The organism is Micromonospora sp. NBRC 110038, assembly GCF_020884815.1.
In the GTDB taxonomy this organism is placed as follows: domain Bacteria; phylum Actinomycetota; class Actinomycetes; order Mycobacteriales; family Micromonosporaceae; genus Micromonospora; species Micromonospora haikouensis.
This window is the reverse complement of record NZ_BBOL01000009.1, coordinates 317,231-335,982: the sequence shown is the minus strand read 5'-3', so window position 1 is coordinate 335,982 and position 18,752 is coordinate 317,231. Positions and strand designations below refer to the sequence as shown.

The following is an 18,752-nucleotide window of genomic DNA, read 5'->3' as shown; positions in this document are numbered from 1 at the left end:
CACCCGGCCGGCCGACCTTTTGCCGTTCCGGCAACTTCTCTTGTCGGATCGGCGGGCCGCGCGGCACGGTGGGCGCACGACGAGCGAAGGAGGCGCGCGGTGGACGAGGCGTACGACGTGGTGGTGGTCGGCGGGGGCGCGGCCGGGCTGAGCGGGGCCCTGGCCCTCGCCCGGGCGCGGCGGTCGGTGCTGGTGGTGGACGCCGGGCAGCCGCGCAACGCCCCGGCCGGGCACGTGCACAACTACCTGGGCCGGGAGGGCAACCCGCCGGCCGAGCTGGTGGCGGCCGGGCGCGACGAGGTGACCCGCTACGGCGGCGAGATCGTCGCCGGCCGGGTCGAGGCGGCAGCCCGGGAGGACACCGGCTTCGTGGTCACGCTGGACGGCGGGCGGGAGGTGCGGGCGCGGCGGCTGCTGGTGGCGACCGGGCTCGCCGACGAGCTGCCCGACCTGCCGGGGCTGGCCGAGCGGTGGGGGCGCGACGTGCTGCACTGCCCGTACTGCCACGGGTGGGAGGTCCGGGACCGGCGCATCGGCGTCCTGGCCACCGGGCCGACGGCCGTGCACCAGGCGGAGCTGTGGCGACAGTGGAGCCCGCACGTGCTGCTCCTGCTGCACGACGCGACGCTCGCCGTCGAGGACGCCGAGCGGCTCGCCGCGCGGGAGATCACCGTCGTGGCGGACCGGGTCGCGGCGGTCGAGGTCACCGACGACACCCTGACCGGGGTACGCCTGGCCTCCGGCGAGGTCGTCGCGCTCGACGCGGTGGTCGTCGCGCCCCGGTTCACCGCCCGCGCCGAGGTGCTGGAGTCGCTGGGGTGCAAGCCGGTCGACGTCGAGTTCGGCGGGCAGGTGATCGGCAGCCAGGTGCCCGCCGACCCGACCGGGGCCACCGCCGTGCCCGGCGTGTGGGTCGCGGGCAACGTGGCCGACGTACGCGCCCAGGTCGTCTCCTCCGCCGCGGCGGGCCTGGCCGCCGGCGCGGCGATCAACGCCGACCTCGTCGCCGAGGAGGGTCGCGCCGCCGTGGACGCGTACCGGGAGCGGACGCGGACGATGTTCGAGGAGGCCGCCTGGGAGGAGCGCTACCGCGCCCGGCCGGCGGTGTGGAGCGGCCGACCCAACCCCCAGCTCGTCGCGGAGGCGACCGGGCTGCCGGCGGGCCGGGCGCTCGACGTCGGCTGCGGGGAGGGCGCCGACGCCGGCTGGCTCGCCGGGCGGGGCTGGCGGGTCACGGCGGTCGACATCTCCGCCACCGCCCTGGAGCGGGCCGCCGCCCACGCCGCGGCGGCGGGCCCCGAGGTCGCCGACCGCATCGAGTGGCTGCACGCCGACCTGCGCGTCCGGCCGCCGGCCGAGGGCGCGTACGACCTGGTGTCGGCGCAGTTCATGCACCTGCCGGGCGCGGCGCGGCGGGAGCTGTTCGCGCGGCTCGCCGCGGCGGTCGCGCCGGGCGGGACGCTGCTGATCGTCGGGCACCACCCGCGCGACCTGCGCACCACCGCCCACCGGATGCACTTCCCGGACGCGATGTACACCGCCGAGGAGGTCGCCGCCGCCCTCGACCCCGCCGCCTGGCAGGTGCTGGCCACCGAGACCCGGGCCCGGGCCACGGTCGACCCGGAGGGCCGCGAGGTCACCATCCACGACGCCGTGCTGGTCGCCCGCCGCCGGGCGTGACCGGCCCCGCCCGGTGCGCCGCACGCGCGCACCGGGCCGGGCCAGGGCGTCAGGCGCGGGAGCAGGGGCTGCCGTTGAGGGTGAAGGCCGCCGGTGCGGCCGAGTCGCCGGTGTGGTTGGCCTGGAAGCCGATGGAGACCGAGCCGCCGGGCGGGATCGCCGCGTTGTAGCTGACGTTGGTGGCGCTGACCTGCCCGCTGGTCGGGGCGTAGGTGGCGTTCCAGCCGCCGGTGATGCTCTGCCCGGCCGGCAGGGTGAACGCCAGGGACCAGCCGTTGATCGCCGAGCTGCCCGTGTTGGTGATCGTGATGTTCTCGGTCAGGCCCGTGCTCCACGCGTTGACGGTCGCGCCGACCCGGCACCCGGCCGCCGGCGGGCCCGTCGTGGGCGGCGGAGAGGGCGAGGGCGGGGTGGGCGGCGGGGTCGTGGTGGGGGGCGGGGTGCTGCCCGGGCCGCTGACCCGGTAGACGACCGTGCCGTGGCTCGGGACGCTGGCCGAGATCGTCCCGGTGGTGGTGGTGCTGGTGCCGTTGGTCCACGCGTCGCGCAGGGTGAGGGTGCCGGGGCTCATGCCGATCGCGGGGGCCGTGATCGAGACCGTCGTGGTCGCGCTGCCCTGGTTGAACAGCGCCACCGCCACGTCGCCGTCGGCCAGCTTCTTCGCCAGCACCCGGCGGGTGCCGTCGTTGGACACCTGCACCCCCTGGAGGCCGAGGGGGTCCTGGTTGATGGCGATCAGGTTCTGGTTCTTGAGGATGGTCTGCGTCGCCGCGTTCATCGACCGGATGTCGTTGCCCGCGATGAGCGGCGACGCCATCATCGCCCACATCGCGAAGTGGCTGCGCATCTCCGTGTCGGTCATCCCGCCCCGACCGACCTCCATCATGTCCGGGTCGTTGAACGCGCCTGGCCGGGCGTACGACGCCAGCGGCACCGTCACGTTGATGATGTTCTGGATCCCCATCGGGTAGCCGTTGGTCTGCCCGGTGTTCCACGCGTTGGTGATGTCCTCCGTGGTCCGCCACATGTTCGCCACGTCGCCCCAGTTGCGCTGGGGACCCGTCTTCGCGTGGATGCTGTTCGGGTTGATGCTGAACACGATCGGCCGACCCGTCGCCGCCAGCGCGTCGCGCATCTTCGCGAACGTCGCCACCTGGTCGTTGATCGTGCCCTCCGGGGAGCACCAGTCGTACTTGAGGAAGTCGACCCCCCAGGCGGCGAACTGCCGCGCGTCCTGGACCTCGTGCCCCCGGCTGCCGGTCGCCCCCGGGTACCCGCCGAAGTACTGCGCGCAGGTCTTGTCCACCGGCACCTGGTAGATGCCGAACTTGAGGCCCTTGCCGTGGATGTAGTCGCCGAGGGCCTTCATCCCGCTGGGGAACCGGGTCGGATCGCCCTGGAGGTTGCCGGCGGAGTCCCGGTTGGGGTTGAACCAGCAGTCGTCCACCACCACGTACTGGTAGCCCAGGTCCCGCATGCCGCTGCTGACGATCGCGTCCGCCATCTGCCGGATCAGCGCCTCGTTGATGTTGCAGCCGAACGTGTTCCAGCTGTTCCAGCCCATCGGCGGGGTGCGGGCGACCCCGTTCTCCAATGCCTGGCCCGCCGGGGCGTGCAGGCCCACGGCGGCGCCGACCAGAAGGAACCCGGCCGCCAGGGCGGTCACCCACCGGCGGCGGGAAGCGGTACGTCTCATCGTTGTCTCCTCTTCGGCGGCGGAGCCGACGCCGCGGACGCTGGGCCGGGGCTACTCCGGCCAGGAAACTATAAGCGTCGATGTTATCGGTAACGACGGCCACCGCCGGCCCCGTCGACCGAGACCACCCCGGCAACGACCCCCGCCAGCTGTGACGTGGATCACCACAGATGGGAAACCGGGGCGGGCCCGGGGATCGTCTTGCCTGTTGTGAGACAGAGCCTGGAAACCCTCGACGAGGGTGCGCTGCTGCGCCGCGTCGCCCGGGGCGACCGGCGGGCCTTCGACGAGCTGTACCGCCGCACGTCGCCCTGGTTGACCGCCCGGCTGCGGCGGCGCTGCGCCGACGACGACGTGGTCGCCGAGGTGCTCCAGGACACCTACCTGGCGGTGTGGCGGTCGGCCGGCAGCCAGGCACGGCACTCGGGCAGCGGCAGCGCGGTCGGCTGGCTGTGGACGATCGCCGCCCACCGGCTGGTCGACGCGTTCCGCGCCCGCGCCCGCGCCGAGCGGGTCCCGGCGGTGCGGACCTTCGCCACCGTCGCCCCCGCCGCCGAGGAGGAGGCGCTGGCCGGCGGGATGGACGCCGACCTGGAGCAGGCGCTGCTGGCGCTGCCGCTCAACCTGCGCCGGGTCCTGCGCGCGATGGTGCTCGACGGGCTGACCACGCGGGAGACCTCGGTGCTGCTCGGCATGCCGGAGGGAACCGTGAAGACGTACGCGCGGCGGGCCCGCATCGCGCTACGGGAGGCGCTGTCATGACCGACCACCCCACCCCCGCCCTCATCTCCCGGTACGCCACCGGCGACGACGGCGTCGACGACGTCACCGTCTGGGCCGTCGAGGCGCACCTGGAGTCCTGCGCCGGGTGCCGGGCGCTGCTGGCCGACGCGGCCGACCCGGCCGCCCGGCAGCTGCTGGACCGGGTGGCCGTCGGGATCGCCGCCGGCCTCGACGCCGGGCCCGGGCCGGTGCGTCGCCGCCGGCTACGGCGCACCGGTGTCGCCGCGCGGCTCCTGCCCTGGCTGGCCACGACCACCGCGCTGGTGGTCGTCGCGGTCCTGCTGGAGATGGTGTCGGGCCGGATGCCGTCGCCGGTGCTGCTGGTCGCGCCGTTGGTGCCGCTGCTGCTGGTGGCCGCCGCGTGGAGCCGACGCACCGATCCGGCCTGGGAACTGATCGCCACCGTGCCCCGCGCGGGGCTGCCGCTGCTGCTGCGCCGGACCCTGGCGATCCTGACGGCGGTCGTCCCGGTGCTGGCCGTGGCGGGCTGGTGGACCGGGCACTCGCCGGCGCTGTGGCTGCTGCCGTGCCTGGCCTTCACCGCCGGCGCCCTGGCGCTGGGCGGGCTGGTCGGGGTGGACCGGGCGGCGCTCGGGTTGGCGATCGCCTGGTCCGTCGGCGTGATCACGCCGAGCCTGGTCGGCCAGGAACTGCCGGTCGTCCTCCAGACCCGTAGCTGGCCCGGCTGGGCGCTGGCCACCGTCGCGCTGAGCGCGGTGGTGCTCCTGCGGGCCACCGACCACAGCCGGCTGCGCGCCGACCGGAGCTGACCGGCCCGGTCGTCACCGGCGACCCCGGTCGTCCGGCCGGTACATCCCCTTCTCCGTCGGCGGGCACCGCCGACGACACGACGAACGGAGAGATCATGATGCGTGCCGTCAGCGCGGCGGAGACCGCACCGACCACGTACGCGTGGACGGTGCACGCCGAGAACCTGGCTGTCCGCGCCGGCCGACGCCTCGCGGTCAACGGGCTCGACCTGGCGCTGGGCACCGGTGTGCACGGGCTGCTCGGCCCGAACGGCGCCGGCAAGACCACCCTGATGCGGGCGCTCGCCACCGTGGTGAGGCCCGCCGGTGGGCGGCTCGACCTGCTGGGCGAGAACATCAGCGGGCGCGCCGACCTGCGTCGGGTCCGCCGCAGGCTGGGCTACCTGCCGCAGCACTTCGGCTTCTATCCACGCTTCACCGTCCGGGAGTTCGTCGAGTACATGGCCTGGCTCAAGGAGATGCCAAAGGCCGACATCCCCGGCGCGGTCCAGCGGGCCGTCGACCGGGTGGGCCTGACCGACCGGGCCGACGCCCGGATGAAGACGCTCTCCGGCGGCATGGTGCGCCGCGCCGGGATCGCCCAGGCGATCGTCAACGACCCGGAGCTGCTGCTGCTCGACGAGCCGACCGTCGGCCTCGACCCCGAGCAGCGGCTCGACTTCCGCGAGCTGCTCCGCGACATCGGGTCGGACAGCTGCGTGCTGGTCTCCACCCACCTGGTCGAGGACGTCGCCGTGGCCTGCACCGACGTGGTGCTGGTGCACGAGGGCCGGCTGGTGTGGCAGGGCACCACGGCGCAGCTCGCCGCGCAGGGCGGCACCGGCGACGCCGGGGACAGCGCCGCCGAGCGCGGCTACTCGGCGCTGCTGCGCTCCCACCGGGAGCGGGTGGCGGCATGATCGGGAGGATCATGCGGACCGAGGTGCGCCGGTCGGCGGTCCCCGGCATCGTCCTGCTGTTGGTGATCGTCGGCGCCGCGCTCATGCTGACCGTCACCGGGGGGTACGCGGGGCGGTGGACGCAGTTGGCGGTGTACGCCCGGTCCACGCTGATGATGCTGATGCCACTGGCGCTGGCCGGCGGCGCATGGTTGGGACGCCGCGACCGGCGGCACCGGGTCGACGAGCTGTTCGGCACCACCGTCCGCCCCCGGTGGCAGCGGAGCGTCCCGCTCGCCGCCGGCTACGCGGTCGCGCTGGCCACCGTGTACCTGCTGACGTTCCTCCTCGGGATCCCCTGGGTGGCGCCGACCGCCGGCTACTTCCCCGTCGCGACGATCCCGATCACCGCGGTCGGCGTGCTCGCGCTGGTCGCCGCCGGCTGGCTGGGCATGGCCGCCGGCCGGGCGGTGCCCCGGGTGGCCACCGCCCCGATCCTCGCGGTGGTCGCGTTCGCCGTGCTGACCTTCGTGCCCGACTACGTCTCGATGTCGGGCTACGACGAGAACTTCACGAAGGTCCGGCCCGACCCGGCGGCGCTGCTGCTGGCCCCTGCCATCAGTTCGTTGAACGACTTCAAGACGATCCCGTCGTCGGTCAGCCTGCTCCAGGCGCTGTGGCTGGCGGCCCTCGCCGCGACCGGGCTGCTGCTGCTCGGGGCGGCCGGCCGCCGCACCGTCGCACTGGCCGCGCTTCCGGCCGTGGTCGGTGCCGCCGTGGCGGTGCCGTTGCTGCCCACCGGCGGATACTCCGGGTCGGCCGTGCTCGATCCGGCCGCCGTCGAGCTGGTCTGCGACGACGACGGCCCCCAGGTCTGTGTGACCCGGGCGCACGCCGCGCTGCTGCCCAAGGTCGTCGGCCCGGCCCGGGAGACGCTGGCCCTCATCGACGCGAAGTTGCCCGGCGCCGCCCCCACCCGCGTGGAGGAGAGCCGGCAACTGCTCGACAACACGGTCCGGTCGGACGCGAACCATGTCCGCGACGACGGGACCCTGGTCTTCGACGCCCTGTCGGTGGGCTGGACCGGCTTCGCCGACGTCTCGCCCGACGAACTGTCGGCAGCGCTGCTCGACGCCGCCTGGTGGCGGGAGTGCGGGACCGAGCACACGACCTACCTGGCCCGTGCGGTCGCCGTCGCCTGGCTCACCGGCGGGCAGCCGGACCTCGGTCGGGGGTCGGCCCCCGAGGAGCGGCAGAAGGTGGACGCCGCCCTCCGGGAGCTGCGGAACCTGCCCTCCGACGAGCAGCGGAAGCGGGTGCAGGCGGCCCGTGCCGCCGCGCTCGGCTGCGAGATCGACCGGTTCCACTCGCTGCTGTTCCTGGCGCAGCCGTGAGGTGGCTCCGCCTGTACCTGCGGGCCCGCCGGGTTCCCCTGGCGCTGGCCGGCACGGTCTGCGCGGTCGGGTCGCTCTGGGCGAGTTGGCCGTACTTCTCCGACGGGCAGACCGTCAACGCCCGGGTGGTCAGCGTCGCCGCGCTGGTCGCGGCGGTCGCCGTCGGCACCACGCTCGGCGGCGCCGACGACGCCCTCGACCACACGGCGTCGGTCAACTGGCCCGCCCGCCGCGCCGGGCACGTGCTGGCGGCCGCCGCCGCGATCGTCGCGCTGCTCCTGGCCAGCACGCTCACCGACGTGCGGTTCGAGCCGCTGGGTGTGGTGGCGCGCAACACGGCCGGCCTGCTCGGGCTCACCGCGCTCGGCGCCGCGCTGCTGGGTGCCGCGCTGTCCTGGATCGCCCCGCTGACCTGGACCCTCGTCGCGATGCTGCCGTGGCTGGGGCCGAGCGACCAACTGCGGCTGCAGGTCGGTGCCTGGCTGGTCCAGCCGGCCGGCACCACCGCCGCGACGGCCTGCGCGACGGTCCTCGCGGTGGTCGGGCTCGTCGCGTACGCCCTGCGGGGCTGCCCCCGTCGCCCGGCCGCGGAGACGGCTCCCGACCGGTGACGTGGCCCGCATCGGGCCGGCGGCCGGATACGGGCCGGGCCGCGTCGGGGCGGAAGTAGCCCCGACGCGGCCCGGGTTGGGCTGCCGTCAGCTCAGCTGACGGTCACCGAGATGGTGGTGGGCGGCTGCTGGAGCTGCCCGTAGTTGTCGACCGCCCGCACCGAGATCGTGTACGCGCCCGCCGGCACCACCGGCGACGTGTACGCGAAGTTCGACCCCGGCGACCCCGGGCTGGTGAGGAACGTGGCGATCCACGGGGCGGAGCCGCCGCCGAACGCGCCGGAGGAGTTCATCCCCTGACCCGCGCCGTTGACGATCTGCACCTCCACCTTCGACATGCCGACGTCGTCCACCGCGCGCCCGGTCACCACGATCCGCGAGTCGCCGAAGACCGCGCCGTTGGTCGGGCTGAGGCTCGGCTCCAGCCGCGGGTCGAGGTCGCCCGGGTAGACGAGGTACTTGGCGGTGGCCCCGGAGGTCGAGCTGTCCTGCTGGCCCGCCGTGTCGACGGCCCACGCCTCGACGCTGTACTCGCCCTTGGTCGGCAGGTCGACCGACAGGGTGAAGGCGGTGCTCGTCGCGCCGGGCGAGGCGAGCGTGGCGTTCACCGTGGCGAAGCTCGCCGCCATCGTGCCGTTGGGCTGCACGTACCGGCCGGTGTCCAGGTCGCGCAGCGCCACCCGGACGCCCTGCACGCCCTTGTCGTCGGTCGCGGTGCCGGCCAGGTTCAGGTGCAACTGCTCCACGTTCTGGTCGGTGCCGGTGAAGTTCAGCTTGCCGTTCGGGAAGGCGTCGCCGGGCACCTGGGCGGTGACGCTCAGCTTGCCCAGGTTGGCGTTCGTCGTGACCAGACCCAGGTTGTCGGTGGCGCGTACCCGGAAGTCGTAGATGCCCGGGGTGAGCGCCGCGGTGGTGAACGACCAGTTGTACGACGCGGCGTTGAGGTTCGTCGGCGACACCCGGTGGTAGGCCGCGACCGCGTCGGGGCCCCACGTCCCGTCGGCGGCCAGCGACTCGCGGGTGGTGGTGTTGCGCAGGTAGACCTCGACCGACTTCAGGGTGCCGTCGTCGCTGGCCGTGCCGGAGAAGGTGAGCGGGCTGCCGGGGGCCACGGTGACCGGGCCGGCGGCGGTGGGCGGGGTCATCGCGGCGGGCGCGGTGATGGCCACCGTCGGCGCCACGCCGTCCTCCGCGATGATCCAGTCCCGGTTCTCGCCGCGCAGGTCGCTCTGGCCGGCGGTGTCGATGGCGGTGGCGGTCATCCGCCACTCACCCTCGGTCGGCAGGGTCACCTCGACCTGCCAGGTCGTCGACACCGCGCCGATCACGTCCGGCTCGGTGCGGAACGTGTTGTAGACCGGCGCGACGGTGCCGTCGTCCTGGAGGTAGCGGTTGTCCGGGGTGCGGAACGAGTAGGTCAGCGCGTTGACGCCCTTGTCGTCGGTGGCGGTGCCGGTGGCCACGAAGGTCTTCGTGGCGAGCAGGCCGGCGGCCGGCGCGCTGAACTTCGTCGTCGGGGGCAGGTCGTCGAAGCTGAACGTCTCGATCTTCTTGACGGCCTTCGTCGCGTCGGTCTCGCTGCTGGTGCGACCGAACGTCTTCGCCTGGACCTGGTATTCGCCGACGGGCAGCGAGACGGCCAGCGACCACATGGTCGAGGTGGCGTTCGGGCTGGCCAGGGTCGACACGATGACGGCGGAGGAGCCCCACGTCTTCAGGTCCGGCTGGAGGTACTTCTTGGAGCCGCGGTTCTGGATCTCGACCTGCACCTTCTTGACGCCGGACGGCGCGGTCGCCTGGCCCTCGATCGTGAACGAGCCGTTGGCGGGCTTCACGCGTCCCTCGATGGGCGTGTCGATCGTCGTCTCCACCGCCGAGGGCGCCGGCACCCGGCCCAGGTCGAAGAAGCCGACCCGACCCACCGTGAGGCCGCCCTTGGTGTTGCCGTCGCCGCCGACGAAGAGGCCGCGCGGGGTGGCCAGCATCGCCTTCTCGCCCTCGTACGAGCTGGAACCCGGGTTCCACTCCAGGGCGGTGCCCGTCGCCGGGTCGAGCGCGCCGAGGTGGTCACGGCGGACCACCTGGTCGCCGAGGCCGTAGCCGCTGAGGCCCTGGCCCGTGCCGTACCCGACGTTGTCCAGGCCCGGCCACGGGACGTTGGCGGTCGGCGACTCCTGCCAGCTGAAGTGGCCGCCGACGTAGACTGCCGCCTCGGTGACGGCGACCGAGTAGATGCTGTCGAAGTGCCGGGAGATCCAGATCGGCTCGACGTGGTCGCCGCCGGCCATCGGGAACGCCATCGCGGTGTCGTTGATCGGCGGCCGGTCGCCGCCCGAGCCGCTGGTGACGACGAAGTACGAGTCGTCCGGCGAGATGTCGCCGCCGAAGGCCCGCTGGATGCCGCCGACGAAGGAGAGGTTGTCCTCCCACAGGCGGGTGCGCCACGGCAGGAGCGCCTTGGTGGCGGTGTCGATCAGGCCGACGCCGTAGCGGTCCTGGCCGGCGATCTGCCGGCCGGTGTGGACGACCATCAGCTTCGCGCCGTCGTGGGTCAGCTTGAGCTGCTGCACGGTGAGCATGCCGCCGACGCCGATGCCACCGGACAACTGCAGGTCGAAGCCGGCGTCCACCGCCCCCGTGGTCGGGTTGAGCGCCGCCAGGCCGGTGCGGTTCGTGCTGTTGATCTTGGTGAACTGGCCGCCCACGTACACCGCGTTGTTGGTCACGGCCAGGGCGGTCCCACGGCCGTTGCCCTGCGCGGTGAAGCCGGCGACCGGGGCACCGGTCACCGGGTCGAGCCGCGCGACCTTGCGCTTGGTGAGCCCGCCGACGGTGTTGAACGTGCCGGCCACGTAGAGCGCCGAGCCGTCCGGCGACGCCTCGACGGCCTCGACGGCCCCGTCGAACGTCGGCCGGAAGTCGGTGTCGACCTTGCCCGTGTCGATGTTGTACGACGCCAGCCACCGCTGCGCGAGCGCGGTCTGCCCGACGTTGGCGATCCCGGTGAACGAGCCGGCGATGAACACCCGGTTCCCGATCACCTCGATGTCGGTGACCTCACCGTCGGTGATCCTCGGGACATCGTTGCGCGGTGTGCTGGGCACCAGGCCGGTGTGCCCCGGCCTTTCCACGACGAGCGCCTTGGCGGCAGGACCCGCCTGCCAGGCAGACACCGCCGCGATGACCGGTTGACCGATCAACACGACAGTCCCGGCCACCAGACCCGCGATGACGCGGCTCCGAACACGCATCGAGACAAACCCCCTGTTAGCGCCCGCATCGCGCCGCCGGGTCGGCCCCGGCAGCGTCCACCCGCCGGCATGCCGAGGACACCGTAAGAGGCGAAACCGCCTCACCACCCCGTGCCTCGCCGGAATCCGGCCGATCGCCATCAGACATGATCCCGGCGACGGAACGCACCACCATCGGAGCGAATCTCACTCCACCGAACGGATCGGGCTCGGCGGCTGCGCCGGGGCCGGCCTCAGGCCCCGCGCAGGCGGGCGTAGACGTCGCCGGACCGGCCCGCCGGGCGGAACCGCTCCAGCAGCCGCACCAGCCCGGCCGCGTCGAGCCACTCGTCAGCGGCGTAGCGCATCGTCTCCACCGGCGAATAGTTGTAGCGGTACCCGCCGGCCGGGCCGCCCAGCCGGTCCACGATGTCGAGCGCGGCGAGGGCCGCGTCGTGGGCCGGGGGGAGGTACTCGAAGGACAGCGCGGGCAGGGGCCGGCTGAGCCCCGACAGCACGTCCACCTCGAAGCCCTCGACGTCGATCTTGCAGAACGCGGGCACGCCGTGCGCGGCGACGAGGTCGTCGAGGGTCACCACGTCGACCTCGACGGACCGGTCCCAGCGGACCCCGGAGAAGCTGCTGTCCGCCGTGACCGACTCGATCCACTCGGTAGACATCGTCGAGACCGTCGGGGTGGCGGTGGACAGGGCGAGCCGCGCCCGGCCGGCGTCCGCGCCGACGGCCTCGGGCACGATCGTCACGTTCGGGTCCCGGCCGAAGAACAGGCGCAGGGCCCGCAGACAGTCGGGTTGCGGCTCCACCGCCACCACCCGCGCGCCCAGCCGCCGCCAGGTGCGTACCCGGCCGCCGACGTGGGCGCCGATGTCGAAGCCGACGTCCCCGGGCTTGAGGAACTCCCGGTAGAGCTCCAGCGCCCGGCGGTGCTTGTGGGGTTGGCCGTGGTAGATGGCCAGGGAACGGGTGAGTCCCCAGGCCCGGCGCAACGTCCGCTGTCCGGGCCGCGCGTCGCTGGTCATGGTGGTCCTCCCGTCGCCCCGCCACCGGGACACCTCGGATCGTCGGCGCCGCCGCACCGCCCCGCCGTCCGGCTGTCCGGCCGGCCGGTTGGACGCCGCGCGGCGCTGACGATGACTACGCGGGCAGCGGCGAAACGGTTCATCCGCCCGGGATGCCCGCCGATTCCTGGACAGTTCCCGTTCCTGGTGAACAGCAACTGTCCAAGGTCCGGGGCGGCGGCGGGCCCCTACCGGCCCAGCAGGCGGTTGGCCACCCGGCGCAGGCGGTTGCGGACGCGCCGGTGCAGGGCGGGCTTCTTCTTCGCGGCGGGCACGACCCGCACCGGGGCGGCACCGTCGGCGGCGCACCGGAAGGTCAGCGGGAGCCGCGCGTCCTCGGTCCACCCGTTCTCGGTGAGCCGGGCCTTGAGCAGCCAGGTGCCCTCGGTCCGGCCCGAGTTCAGGGTGGCGAAGTCCACCGTGGCGGTGGCGTGGTGCACGAGATGCACCCGCCCCTGCCCGGCGCCCTGGAGCGGCTCGTCCTCGACCCGGAACTCGACCGGCAGGAAGCACTCCTCGCCGCCCTCCTTGCGCCGGGCCACCACGTCGAGCCGGGCCATGGCCCGGCGGGCCGTGACGTCGAGGATCTCCGGGTCGAGGTCGACGGGCAGGACGATCTGGTAGCGCCCGTCGGAGGCGGTGAGGGCCACCGGCTGGTCGCCGGACGCGAGGTGCGCGGTGACGTCGACGGTGAGCACCGTCCCGTCCACCCGGTGGTCGTCGACCCGGGCCTGGACGCGGACGCCCGCCTCCCACTCGGCCAGCTCGCGCAGCCCGGCGACGTCGTCGGCCGCGGTGAGGGCCGTGATCGCCCGTTGCAGCGGCGGGAGCCCGGCGGCCACGCCCGGCGCGAAGCGCTCCCGGACGATCTTGCCGCACTCCAGCGCCACCTGCTCCACCCAGTCGGCCGGCTCCCGGAGGAACCGCTTGCCGCGCAGCCGGCTGACCATCTCGTTGCGCAGCCAGCGCCGGTGCAGCTTGTCGCGCAGCGGCCCCGGCTCGGTGTGCGCGTCGACGACGTCCAGCACGTCGCGCAGGTTGGCGTAGTAGCCCGCCGGGTCCAGCCCCTGCGCCGTCACGTTGCCGGCGTCCTCGCGGCGGATGTGGTGGTAGCAGACGTAGTTCGACAGCACGGAGGTGCGCTTGGACAGCAGGAAGGCCCGGACCACGAAGAGGTGGTCCTCCAGCCGGCGCTTCTCCTCCACGAAGCGGATCTCGTGCTCTTCGAGGAAGGACCGGCGGAACAGTTTGTGTGCCGTCAAGCTGTCGATCAGCGGCGCGTTGTCCAGCGTGGCGTCCGGGCGGTCCCGGCGGAACAGCTCGCGCGGCACCGAGCGCCCGTGGCCGGCCATCTTGCCGATCACGATGTCCGCGTCGTTCTCCACGGCGTACGCGTAGAGGCGTTCCAGGGCCTCGTCGCCGAACCAGTCGTCGTCGTCGGAGAAGAAGACGTACTCGCCGCGGGCGTTGGCGACGCCGACGTTGCGCGGCCGGGACGGCCAACCGGAGTTCTCGATGTGCACCACCCGGATGTGCGGGTGCGCGGCGGCCAGCTCGTCCAGCCGGGCCCCGGTCGAGTCGGTGGAGCCGTCGTCGACGAAGACCGCCTCGAACTCCCCCGGCTGCAGCGACTGGCGCAACAGAGAGGCGATCAGCCTCTCGATGTGCGGGCCGGAATTGTAGGCCGGCACCACCACGCTGACTTTGGGAACATTCGTACTGGCCGTCATCGTCTTCTTCCCCGTCAGGTCCGTGAACCGGTATGCGAACAACCGACGAACATCATGGACCGGAACGGGCACCCTGCGGTGCCCCACGTGTGTCCATGCCGTTACGTCGGCCGGCCCGTCCCGCTCCACCTGGACTGCCTCGCCCCGGTCCGGAACACGGAACACGGTAGCGGTCCGGGCCACGGCGGGTGAGCACCCCCCTGCCGCCCGCCTGCCGCCGCGACACGCGCCGGGATGGGCGATTGTCACCATGTGACGCGATTGGGCACGTCCGACCGGGGAAGTTCACTGTCGTACCACCGGCCCCGGAGGAAAGGGATGCGGCCGTGACCCACGACCAGTACGACAGGCGGGACCCCCAGCAGCAGTTCCCCACCCCCGACGAGCTCGGGGTGACCGGCGGCAAGCCGCTGGCCTGACCGCGGCCCCGGCCACCCCGGTGGGCCCGGTCGCGCGGGTCGTGTGAACGGCGGGCGCGCAGGGTACTGCCCGCTCATGGGATCGTTGCGGACGTCGCCGCCACCGCCCCGCGCCGTCGAGATGCGGACCTGGGCCCTGTCCAGCGGGGCGGAGCTGCGCGGCCTGCGCGCCTCCCTGCACGAGGCGTTGACCGGGCACGCGCTCGCCGAGGGCGAGGAGCTCGACGACATCCCCGAACGGATCGTGCTCGTCGCCACCGAGCTGGCCACCAACGCCCTGCTGCACGGGCTGCCGCCGACCACCGTCCGGCTGCTGCGCGACGACGACCTGTTCGTCCTCGACGTCGCCGACCACGACCTGACCACCGTGCCCGAGCTGGCCGACACCCGACCGCTGGGGGCCGGCGGTCGTGGCCTCCAGCTCGCCCGTGCCTTCTCGCTGGACGTCGGCTGGTACGCCACCGAGGGCACGAAGCACATCTGGGCGTCCTTCCCCCGGCGGGAGGCCGACGAGGCGGGCGGCACCCGCTGACGCCAGGAGGCGGCACCCATCGACGCCGGGAGGCGGCACCCGCTGACGCCGGGGCGCTCGCAGGCAGTGGGGCCGCCGAGGTCGGCGGGGATTGGCCGGACGGCCACCCGGGTATCGGTCCACGGCCGTCGGCGAGAGGGGAAGGGGCCGGCGGCGGAAGGGGGCCGTCATGGACGTCGAGAGCCGCCCGGACCCGGTCCGGTCACGCCGGATCAGGGCCACGTCGAGCCGCCGGCCGCGCGCCGCCGGGCCGGACGACGACCTCGCCGCCCGCCTCGCCGAGATCGCCCGCGCGCTCCAGGACGAACCCGGCCTCGACGCCACCCTCCACGGGATCGTCCGGTGCGCCGTCGGCACCGTGCCGGGCGCCTGGCACGCCGCGATCACCGAGGTCGAGGGCCGGCACCGGGTGGTGACCAGCGCGGCGACGGGCGATCTGGTACGCCGGGTCGACCAGGCGCAGTACGACACGGGTCAGGGCCCCTGCCTGACGGCGCTCTTCGAGCACCACACCGTGCGGATGCCCGACGTCGCCGCGGAGACCCGCTGGCCGGACTTCGTCCGCCGGATCGACGGGCTGGGCGTACGCAGCATGCTGTCGTTCCAGCTCTACCTGGCCCGGGACAACCTCGGCGCGCTGAACCTCTACGCGCGTGAGCCGGGGGCGTTCACCGACGAGTCGGAGCGGATCGGGGTGCTCTTCGCCGCGCACGCGGCCGTGGCGATGGGGGACGCCCGGAGGCTGGCGCAGCTCTCCCAGGCGCTGGACGTGCGGGACCTGATCGGTCAGGCGAAGGGGATCCTGATGGAGCGGCACCGGCTGACCGGGGAGCAGGCGTTCGAGCTGCTCGTCCGGGCCAGCCAGCGGCTCAACGTGAAACTGCTCGACGTCGCCCGCGACCTGATCGAGACCGGCGAGCTGGTCGACCGGCCCTGACCGGGAGCGCCGACCCGGGCAGCCGGCGTCATCGAATCGGCGGTGCGTCGTCAGCGGGTCTGCGGTGCCTCGTCAGCGAATCGGCGGTGCGTCGTCGGCGGCTTCGGCCGAGGTCCCCAGGCCGAGCAGCTCCAGCACGCCGGTGATCTCCAGGACCCGGCGGACCGTGGGCTGCACGTCGGCGACGGTGAGACGGCAGCCCCGGTCGGCGGCCCGGCCCTGGGCACGCAGCAGCACCAGGATGCCGGAGGAGTCGAGGAACCGGACGCCGCCGAAGTCGAGTTCCAGGGCGGCCGGCGGTGCGCCGTCGAGCAGGTCGGCGAGGACCGAGGCCAGCTCACCCGAGGTGGCGATGTCGATCTCCCCGGTCACGACGAGTCGCCCCCGACCCTCGGCGACCGTGAACGGGCCGATCGACAGGCCACCGGGGGGTGGCAGCGAAACGGACAGCGGCGTGGCGGGGCCCAACGGGAACTCCCCTGATCGGCACCGGCAGCGATCCCTCGTAGCAGAAGGCGGGTGCCGGTCGTCCCCAGGGTAGCCGTCATCCCCGTCGATCGCACTCACCCAGCGTGCCGGCAGCGCACCACCCCGTCCGAACGGGCCGCCGGGGCCGGACCTCACCAGCCGTCCGGCACCGGGTCGTCGTACTGGCCGGGCGGGCCGGTGAACACGGCACCGTCCACCTCGGGCCAGGCGTTCGGGAGGCAGCCGTGCAGGCCCAGGGTCTGCTGCTGCATGACCGGGGCGGGTCCCCCGGCGCGCGGGCACAGCTCGTGTCCCCGGCCGAGCCGGTGGCCCACCTCGTGGTTGAGCAGATACCGACGGTAGGTGGCGAGGTCGCCGGTGAACTGCGGCACACCGCCCGCCCAGCGGGCCACGTTGATCACCACCCGGTCGCCGTTGCGGCAGGACGTGTAGTGGTCGGTGACGTCCCCGCAGAGGACGCCCCGGGTCACCGGAGTGGTGAGCGCGACGGTGAAGTCGGCCGGGTCGTCCGGGCCGACGCGTTGCAGCCGCCACCGGCCCGCCCCGGTCCAGCCCCGGGGGTCGGCGAGGATCGCGCCCACCTCCCGGCCGAACCGTTCCACGTCGACGCCGTCGATCCCCTCCTCCACGGTGACCCGGTACCGCAGCAGTTCACCGGAGCGCCCGGCGACGGCGCCCCGGAGGGTGGCGGCGCGGAAGTCGCCCGTACCCCGGGGTGGGAAGGTGATGTCGGCGGGCGCCTGCGCGGTCGGGGTCGGGGTCGCGGACCGGGCCGGGGCCCGGGTGGTCGGCGAGGCGAGGGTGGGCGCGGCGACCCCCGCGGCCGCGACCGGCCGGGTCGCCTGGTCCGGCCCGCCCCGGCGGACGGCCCCGGCGCCGGCCGTGGCCAGGGCGACCACGGCCAGGGCGACGCACGCGACCACCGGCCCGTTCCGGGTGGCGGCGCGCCGCCGGCGGTGGCCACCCGGGCCGGACCTGGCATGGGTACGACTCGACAACTCGCGCTCCGTCCCGTCGATCCGCTGTCGGTGCACGGAGGGATTCCGCACCCGTGCACGGATGGATACGGACGGCGACCCGGAGCGGATGAGGCGTCCGGCGGTCATTTCGTCGGCGGTGGCGGCGCTCACGCCCGGCCGGTGCTGCTCCGGCGGTACGGTTTCCGGCGGAACCTGGCCGACCGGCTCCGCCCCGGCCAGCGGACGTTGCGCCACCCGACCCTGAGGAGCAGCTCGTGCCGGACGCCGACGCGCTGGTCGCCGACGCCCTCGCGGCGGCGCGCGGCACCGACGTACGCGCCGCCGAGCGGCAGTTGGACCGCCTGGTGGTCGGTGCCGGCGTGCCCGACGGGCCGGCTGCGGTCGACGCCGCCCTGACCGCGCGCCTGGTGCGCGGCGTGGGCCGGCTCTGGCCCCGGGGTTGGCAGCCCGTCGACCTGGTCCGCATCGCGACCCGCCGGCTCGGCCCGGCGGCCGGGCGGCTCGTGGCCGACCTGGCCGCCGCCCAGCGCAGGGTCCAGCCCGATCCGGTGCCGCTCTGGTGGGACGACCAGCTCGCCGGCCTCGACGCGGCCGTGTGGTGGGACGACGACCGGCGGCACCTGACGGCCTGGGCGGCCCGGGAGGGCACCGACCGGATCGCCGCCCTGCGCGACGCCGTCGACGTGCTGGCGCTGGTGGAGGGGCTCCCGCCGATCGCGGTGCTGCGCCCGCCGCCCGGCGTGGCCGCCCCGGCCACGGCCGTCGGGCGCGGCGGCAGCGGGTCGCGGATGCTCGACCGGGTGCGGGCGCTGCTGGCCAAGGCCGAGTCGACGACCTTCCCGGCGGAGGCGGAGGCGCTGACCGGCAAGGCGCAGGAGCTGATGGCCCGGCACAGCATCGACGCGGCCCTGGTCGAGGCGACGGCCGAGCGGGGCGACGCGCCCGGCGGGGTGCGGCTGGGCACCGAGCCGCCGTACCCGGGGGCGAAGGCGCTGCTGGTGCAGGAGGTGGCGGCGGCGAACCGCTGCGAGTCGGTGTGGTCCGACGACCTGGGCTTCGCCACGGTGCTCGGCTTCCCGGCCGACCTGGCCGCCGTCGAGCTGCTCTACACGTCGCTGCTGGTGCAGGCCACCGCCGCGATGCTGCGGGGGCGCACCGAGCGCCGGGCGCGCGGCGGCAGCAGGCGCACGAAGGCGTACGACGAGTCGTTCCTCAACGCGTTCGCGCTGCGCATCGGCGAGCGGCTGCGGGCCGCCGCCGACGAGGCGGGCCGGGAGGCGGCCCGGGAAGCGGGCGGGGAGCGGCTGCTGCCGGTGCTCGCGTCCCGTGCGACCGCCGTGCGGGAGCGGCTGGACGACCTGTTCCCCGGCGTGACCAGCAAGCGGCTCACCGTCGCCGACGAGGAGGGCTGGGCCTCCGGCACCTCCGCCGCCGACCGGGCGGCGCTGGACCCGAGCGGATCCGCCCCGGCCCGGGTGTCGGGTTCGGCGCACCGGCTCCGACCCCCTGCCGGGACGCGCCGACGGGGCGCGGCCGACACGTGA

The 18,752-nt window shown here is 74.4% G+C and carries 15 protein-coding genes; 9 read left to right on the top strand and 6 right to left on the bottom strand.

What is annotated here, in order from left to right; all coding sequences use genetic code 11:
- Window positions 1-99 precede the first annotated feature (99 nt).
- A complete protein-coding gene (locus LPU61_RS27080) occupies window positions 100-1,680 on the top strand; it encodes a bifunctional NAD(P)/FAD-dependent oxidoreductase/class I SAM-dependent methyltransferase (protein ID WP_229406555.1) in 1,581 nt (526 codons plus the stop codon).
- A 49-nt stretch (window positions 1,681-1,729) separates the two neighbouring features.
- Here LPU61_RS27080 and LPU61_RS27075 read toward each other — a convergent pair whose 3' ends face one another.
- Window positions 1,730-3,376, bottom strand: coding sequence for a cellulose binding domain-containing protein (locus LPU61_RS27075; protein WP_229406554.1), 1,647 nt, complete (start codon window positions 3,374-3,376; stop codon window positions 1,730-1,732).
- A gap of 210 nt (window positions 3,377-3,586) precedes the next feature.
- On the opposite strand from LPU61_RS27075, the gene LPU61_RS27070 reads away from it, so the two are divergent.
- The 5 genes from LPU61_RS27070 (at window position 3,587) to LPU61_RS27050 (ending at window position 7,812) form a co-directional block, all read left to right on the top strand.
- The gene (locus LPU61_RS27070; RefSeq protein WP_229406631.1) at window positions 3,587-4,138 is read left to right on the top strand and encodes an RNA polymerase sigma factor; all 552 of its coding nucleotides are present in this window, start codon (window positions 3,587-3,589) and stop codon (window positions 4,136-4,138) included.
- Window positions 4,135-4,929: a zf-HC2 domain-containing protein gene (locus LPU61_RS27065; RefSeq protein WP_229406553.1), complete on the top strand. Its 795-nt coding sequence runs from the start codon at window positions 4,135-4,137 to the stop codon at window positions 4,927-4,929. Before LPU61_RS27070 ends, LPU61_RS27065 begins: the two co-directional genes overlap by 4 nt.
- A 95-nt stretch (window positions 4,930-5,024) precedes the next feature.
- Window positions 5,025-5,828, top strand: a complete 804-nt coding sequence (locus tag LPU61_RS27060; protein ID WP_043961631.1) for an ABC transporter ATP-binding protein — start codon at window positions 5,025-5,027, stop codon at window positions 5,826-5,828.
- Window positions 5,825-7,201 carry a hypothetical protein gene (locus LPU61_RS27055; protein ID WP_229406552.1) on the top strand — a complete coding sequence of 459 codons (1,377 nt, stop codon included), beginning with the start codon at window positions 5,825-5,827 and terminating at the stop codon, window positions 7,199-7,201. Before LPU61_RS27060 ends, LPU61_RS27055 begins: the two co-directional genes overlap by 4 nt.
- Window positions 7,198-7,812 carry a hypothetical protein gene (locus LPU61_RS27050; protein ID WP_229406551.1) on the top strand — a complete coding sequence of 205 codons (615 nt, stop codon included), beginning with the start codon at window positions 7,198-7,200 and terminating at the stop codon, window positions 7,810-7,812. The genes LPU61_RS27055 and LPU61_RS27050 overlap by 4 nt, the downstream gene beginning before the upstream one ends.
- Before the next feature lie 92 nt (window positions 7,813-7,904).
- On the opposite strand, the gene LPU61_RS27045 is transcribed toward LPU61_RS27050, so the two are convergent.
- From LPU61_RS27045 to LPU61_RS27035, 3 genes are all read right to left on the bottom strand, one after another.
- Window positions 7,905-10,916 carry an Ig-like domain-containing protein gene (locus LPU61_RS27045; protein ID WP_229406550.1) on the bottom strand — a complete coding sequence of 1,004 codons (3,012 nt, stop codon included), beginning with the start codon at window positions 10,914-10,916 and terminating at the stop codon, window positions 7,905-7,907.
- Between the two features lie 380 nt (window positions 10,917-11,296).
- Window positions 11,297-12,082: an FkbM family methyltransferase gene (locus LPU61_RS27040; protein WP_229406549.1), complete on the bottom strand. Its 786-nt coding sequence runs from the start codon at window positions 12,080-12,082 to the stop codon at window positions 11,297-11,299.
- A gap of 227 nt (window positions 12,083-12,309) precedes the next feature.
- A complete protein-coding gene (locus tag LPU61_RS27035) occupies window positions 12,310-13,851 on the bottom strand; it encodes a glycosyltransferase family 2 protein (RefSeq protein ID WP_229406548.1) in 1,542 nt (513 codons plus the stop codon).
- A 495-nt stretch (window positions 13,852-14,346) separates the two neighbouring features.
- Here LPU61_RS27035 and LPU61_RS27030 point away from each other — a divergent pair, with 495 nt between their 5' ends.
- A complete protein-coding gene (locus LPU61_RS27030; protein WP_229406547.1) occupies window positions 14,347-14,802 on the top strand; it encodes an ATP-binding protein in 456 nt (151 codons plus the stop codon).
- Window positions 14,803-14,971: 169 nt separating this feature from the next.
- On the top strand, window positions 14,972-15,739 hold the full coding sequence (locus LPU61_RS27025) for a GAF and ANTAR domain-containing protein (RefSeq protein WP_082106164.1): 768 nt from the start codon (window positions 14,972-14,974) through the stop codon (window positions 15,737-15,739).
- A 72-nt stretch (window positions 15,740-15,811) separates the two neighbouring features.
- On the opposite strand, the gene LPU61_RS27020 is transcribed toward LPU61_RS27025, so the two are convergent.
- Both LPU61_RS27020 and LPU61_RS27015 read right to left on the bottom strand, forming a co-directional pair.
- Window positions 15,812-16,207: an STAS domain-containing protein gene (locus LPU61_RS27020; protein WP_052503605.1), complete on the bottom strand. Its 396-nt coding sequence runs from the start codon at window positions 16,205-16,207 to the stop codon at window positions 15,812-15,814.
- Window positions 16,208-16,359: 152 nt separating this feature from the next.
- Window positions 16,360-17,133, bottom strand: a complete 774-nt coding sequence (locus LPU61_RS27015) for a DUF3152 domain-containing protein (RefSeq protein WP_229406630.1) — start codon at window positions 17,131-17,133, stop codon at window positions 16,360-16,362.
- Between the two features lie 329 nt (window positions 17,134-17,462).
- On the opposite strand from LPU61_RS27015, the gene LPU61_RS27010 reads away from it, so the two are divergent.
- Window positions 17,463-18,752: a DUF2786 domain-containing protein gene (locus tag LPU61_RS27010; protein WP_229406546.1), complete on the top strand. Its 1,290-nt coding sequence runs from the start codon at window positions 17,463-17,465 to the stop codon at window positions 18,750-18,752.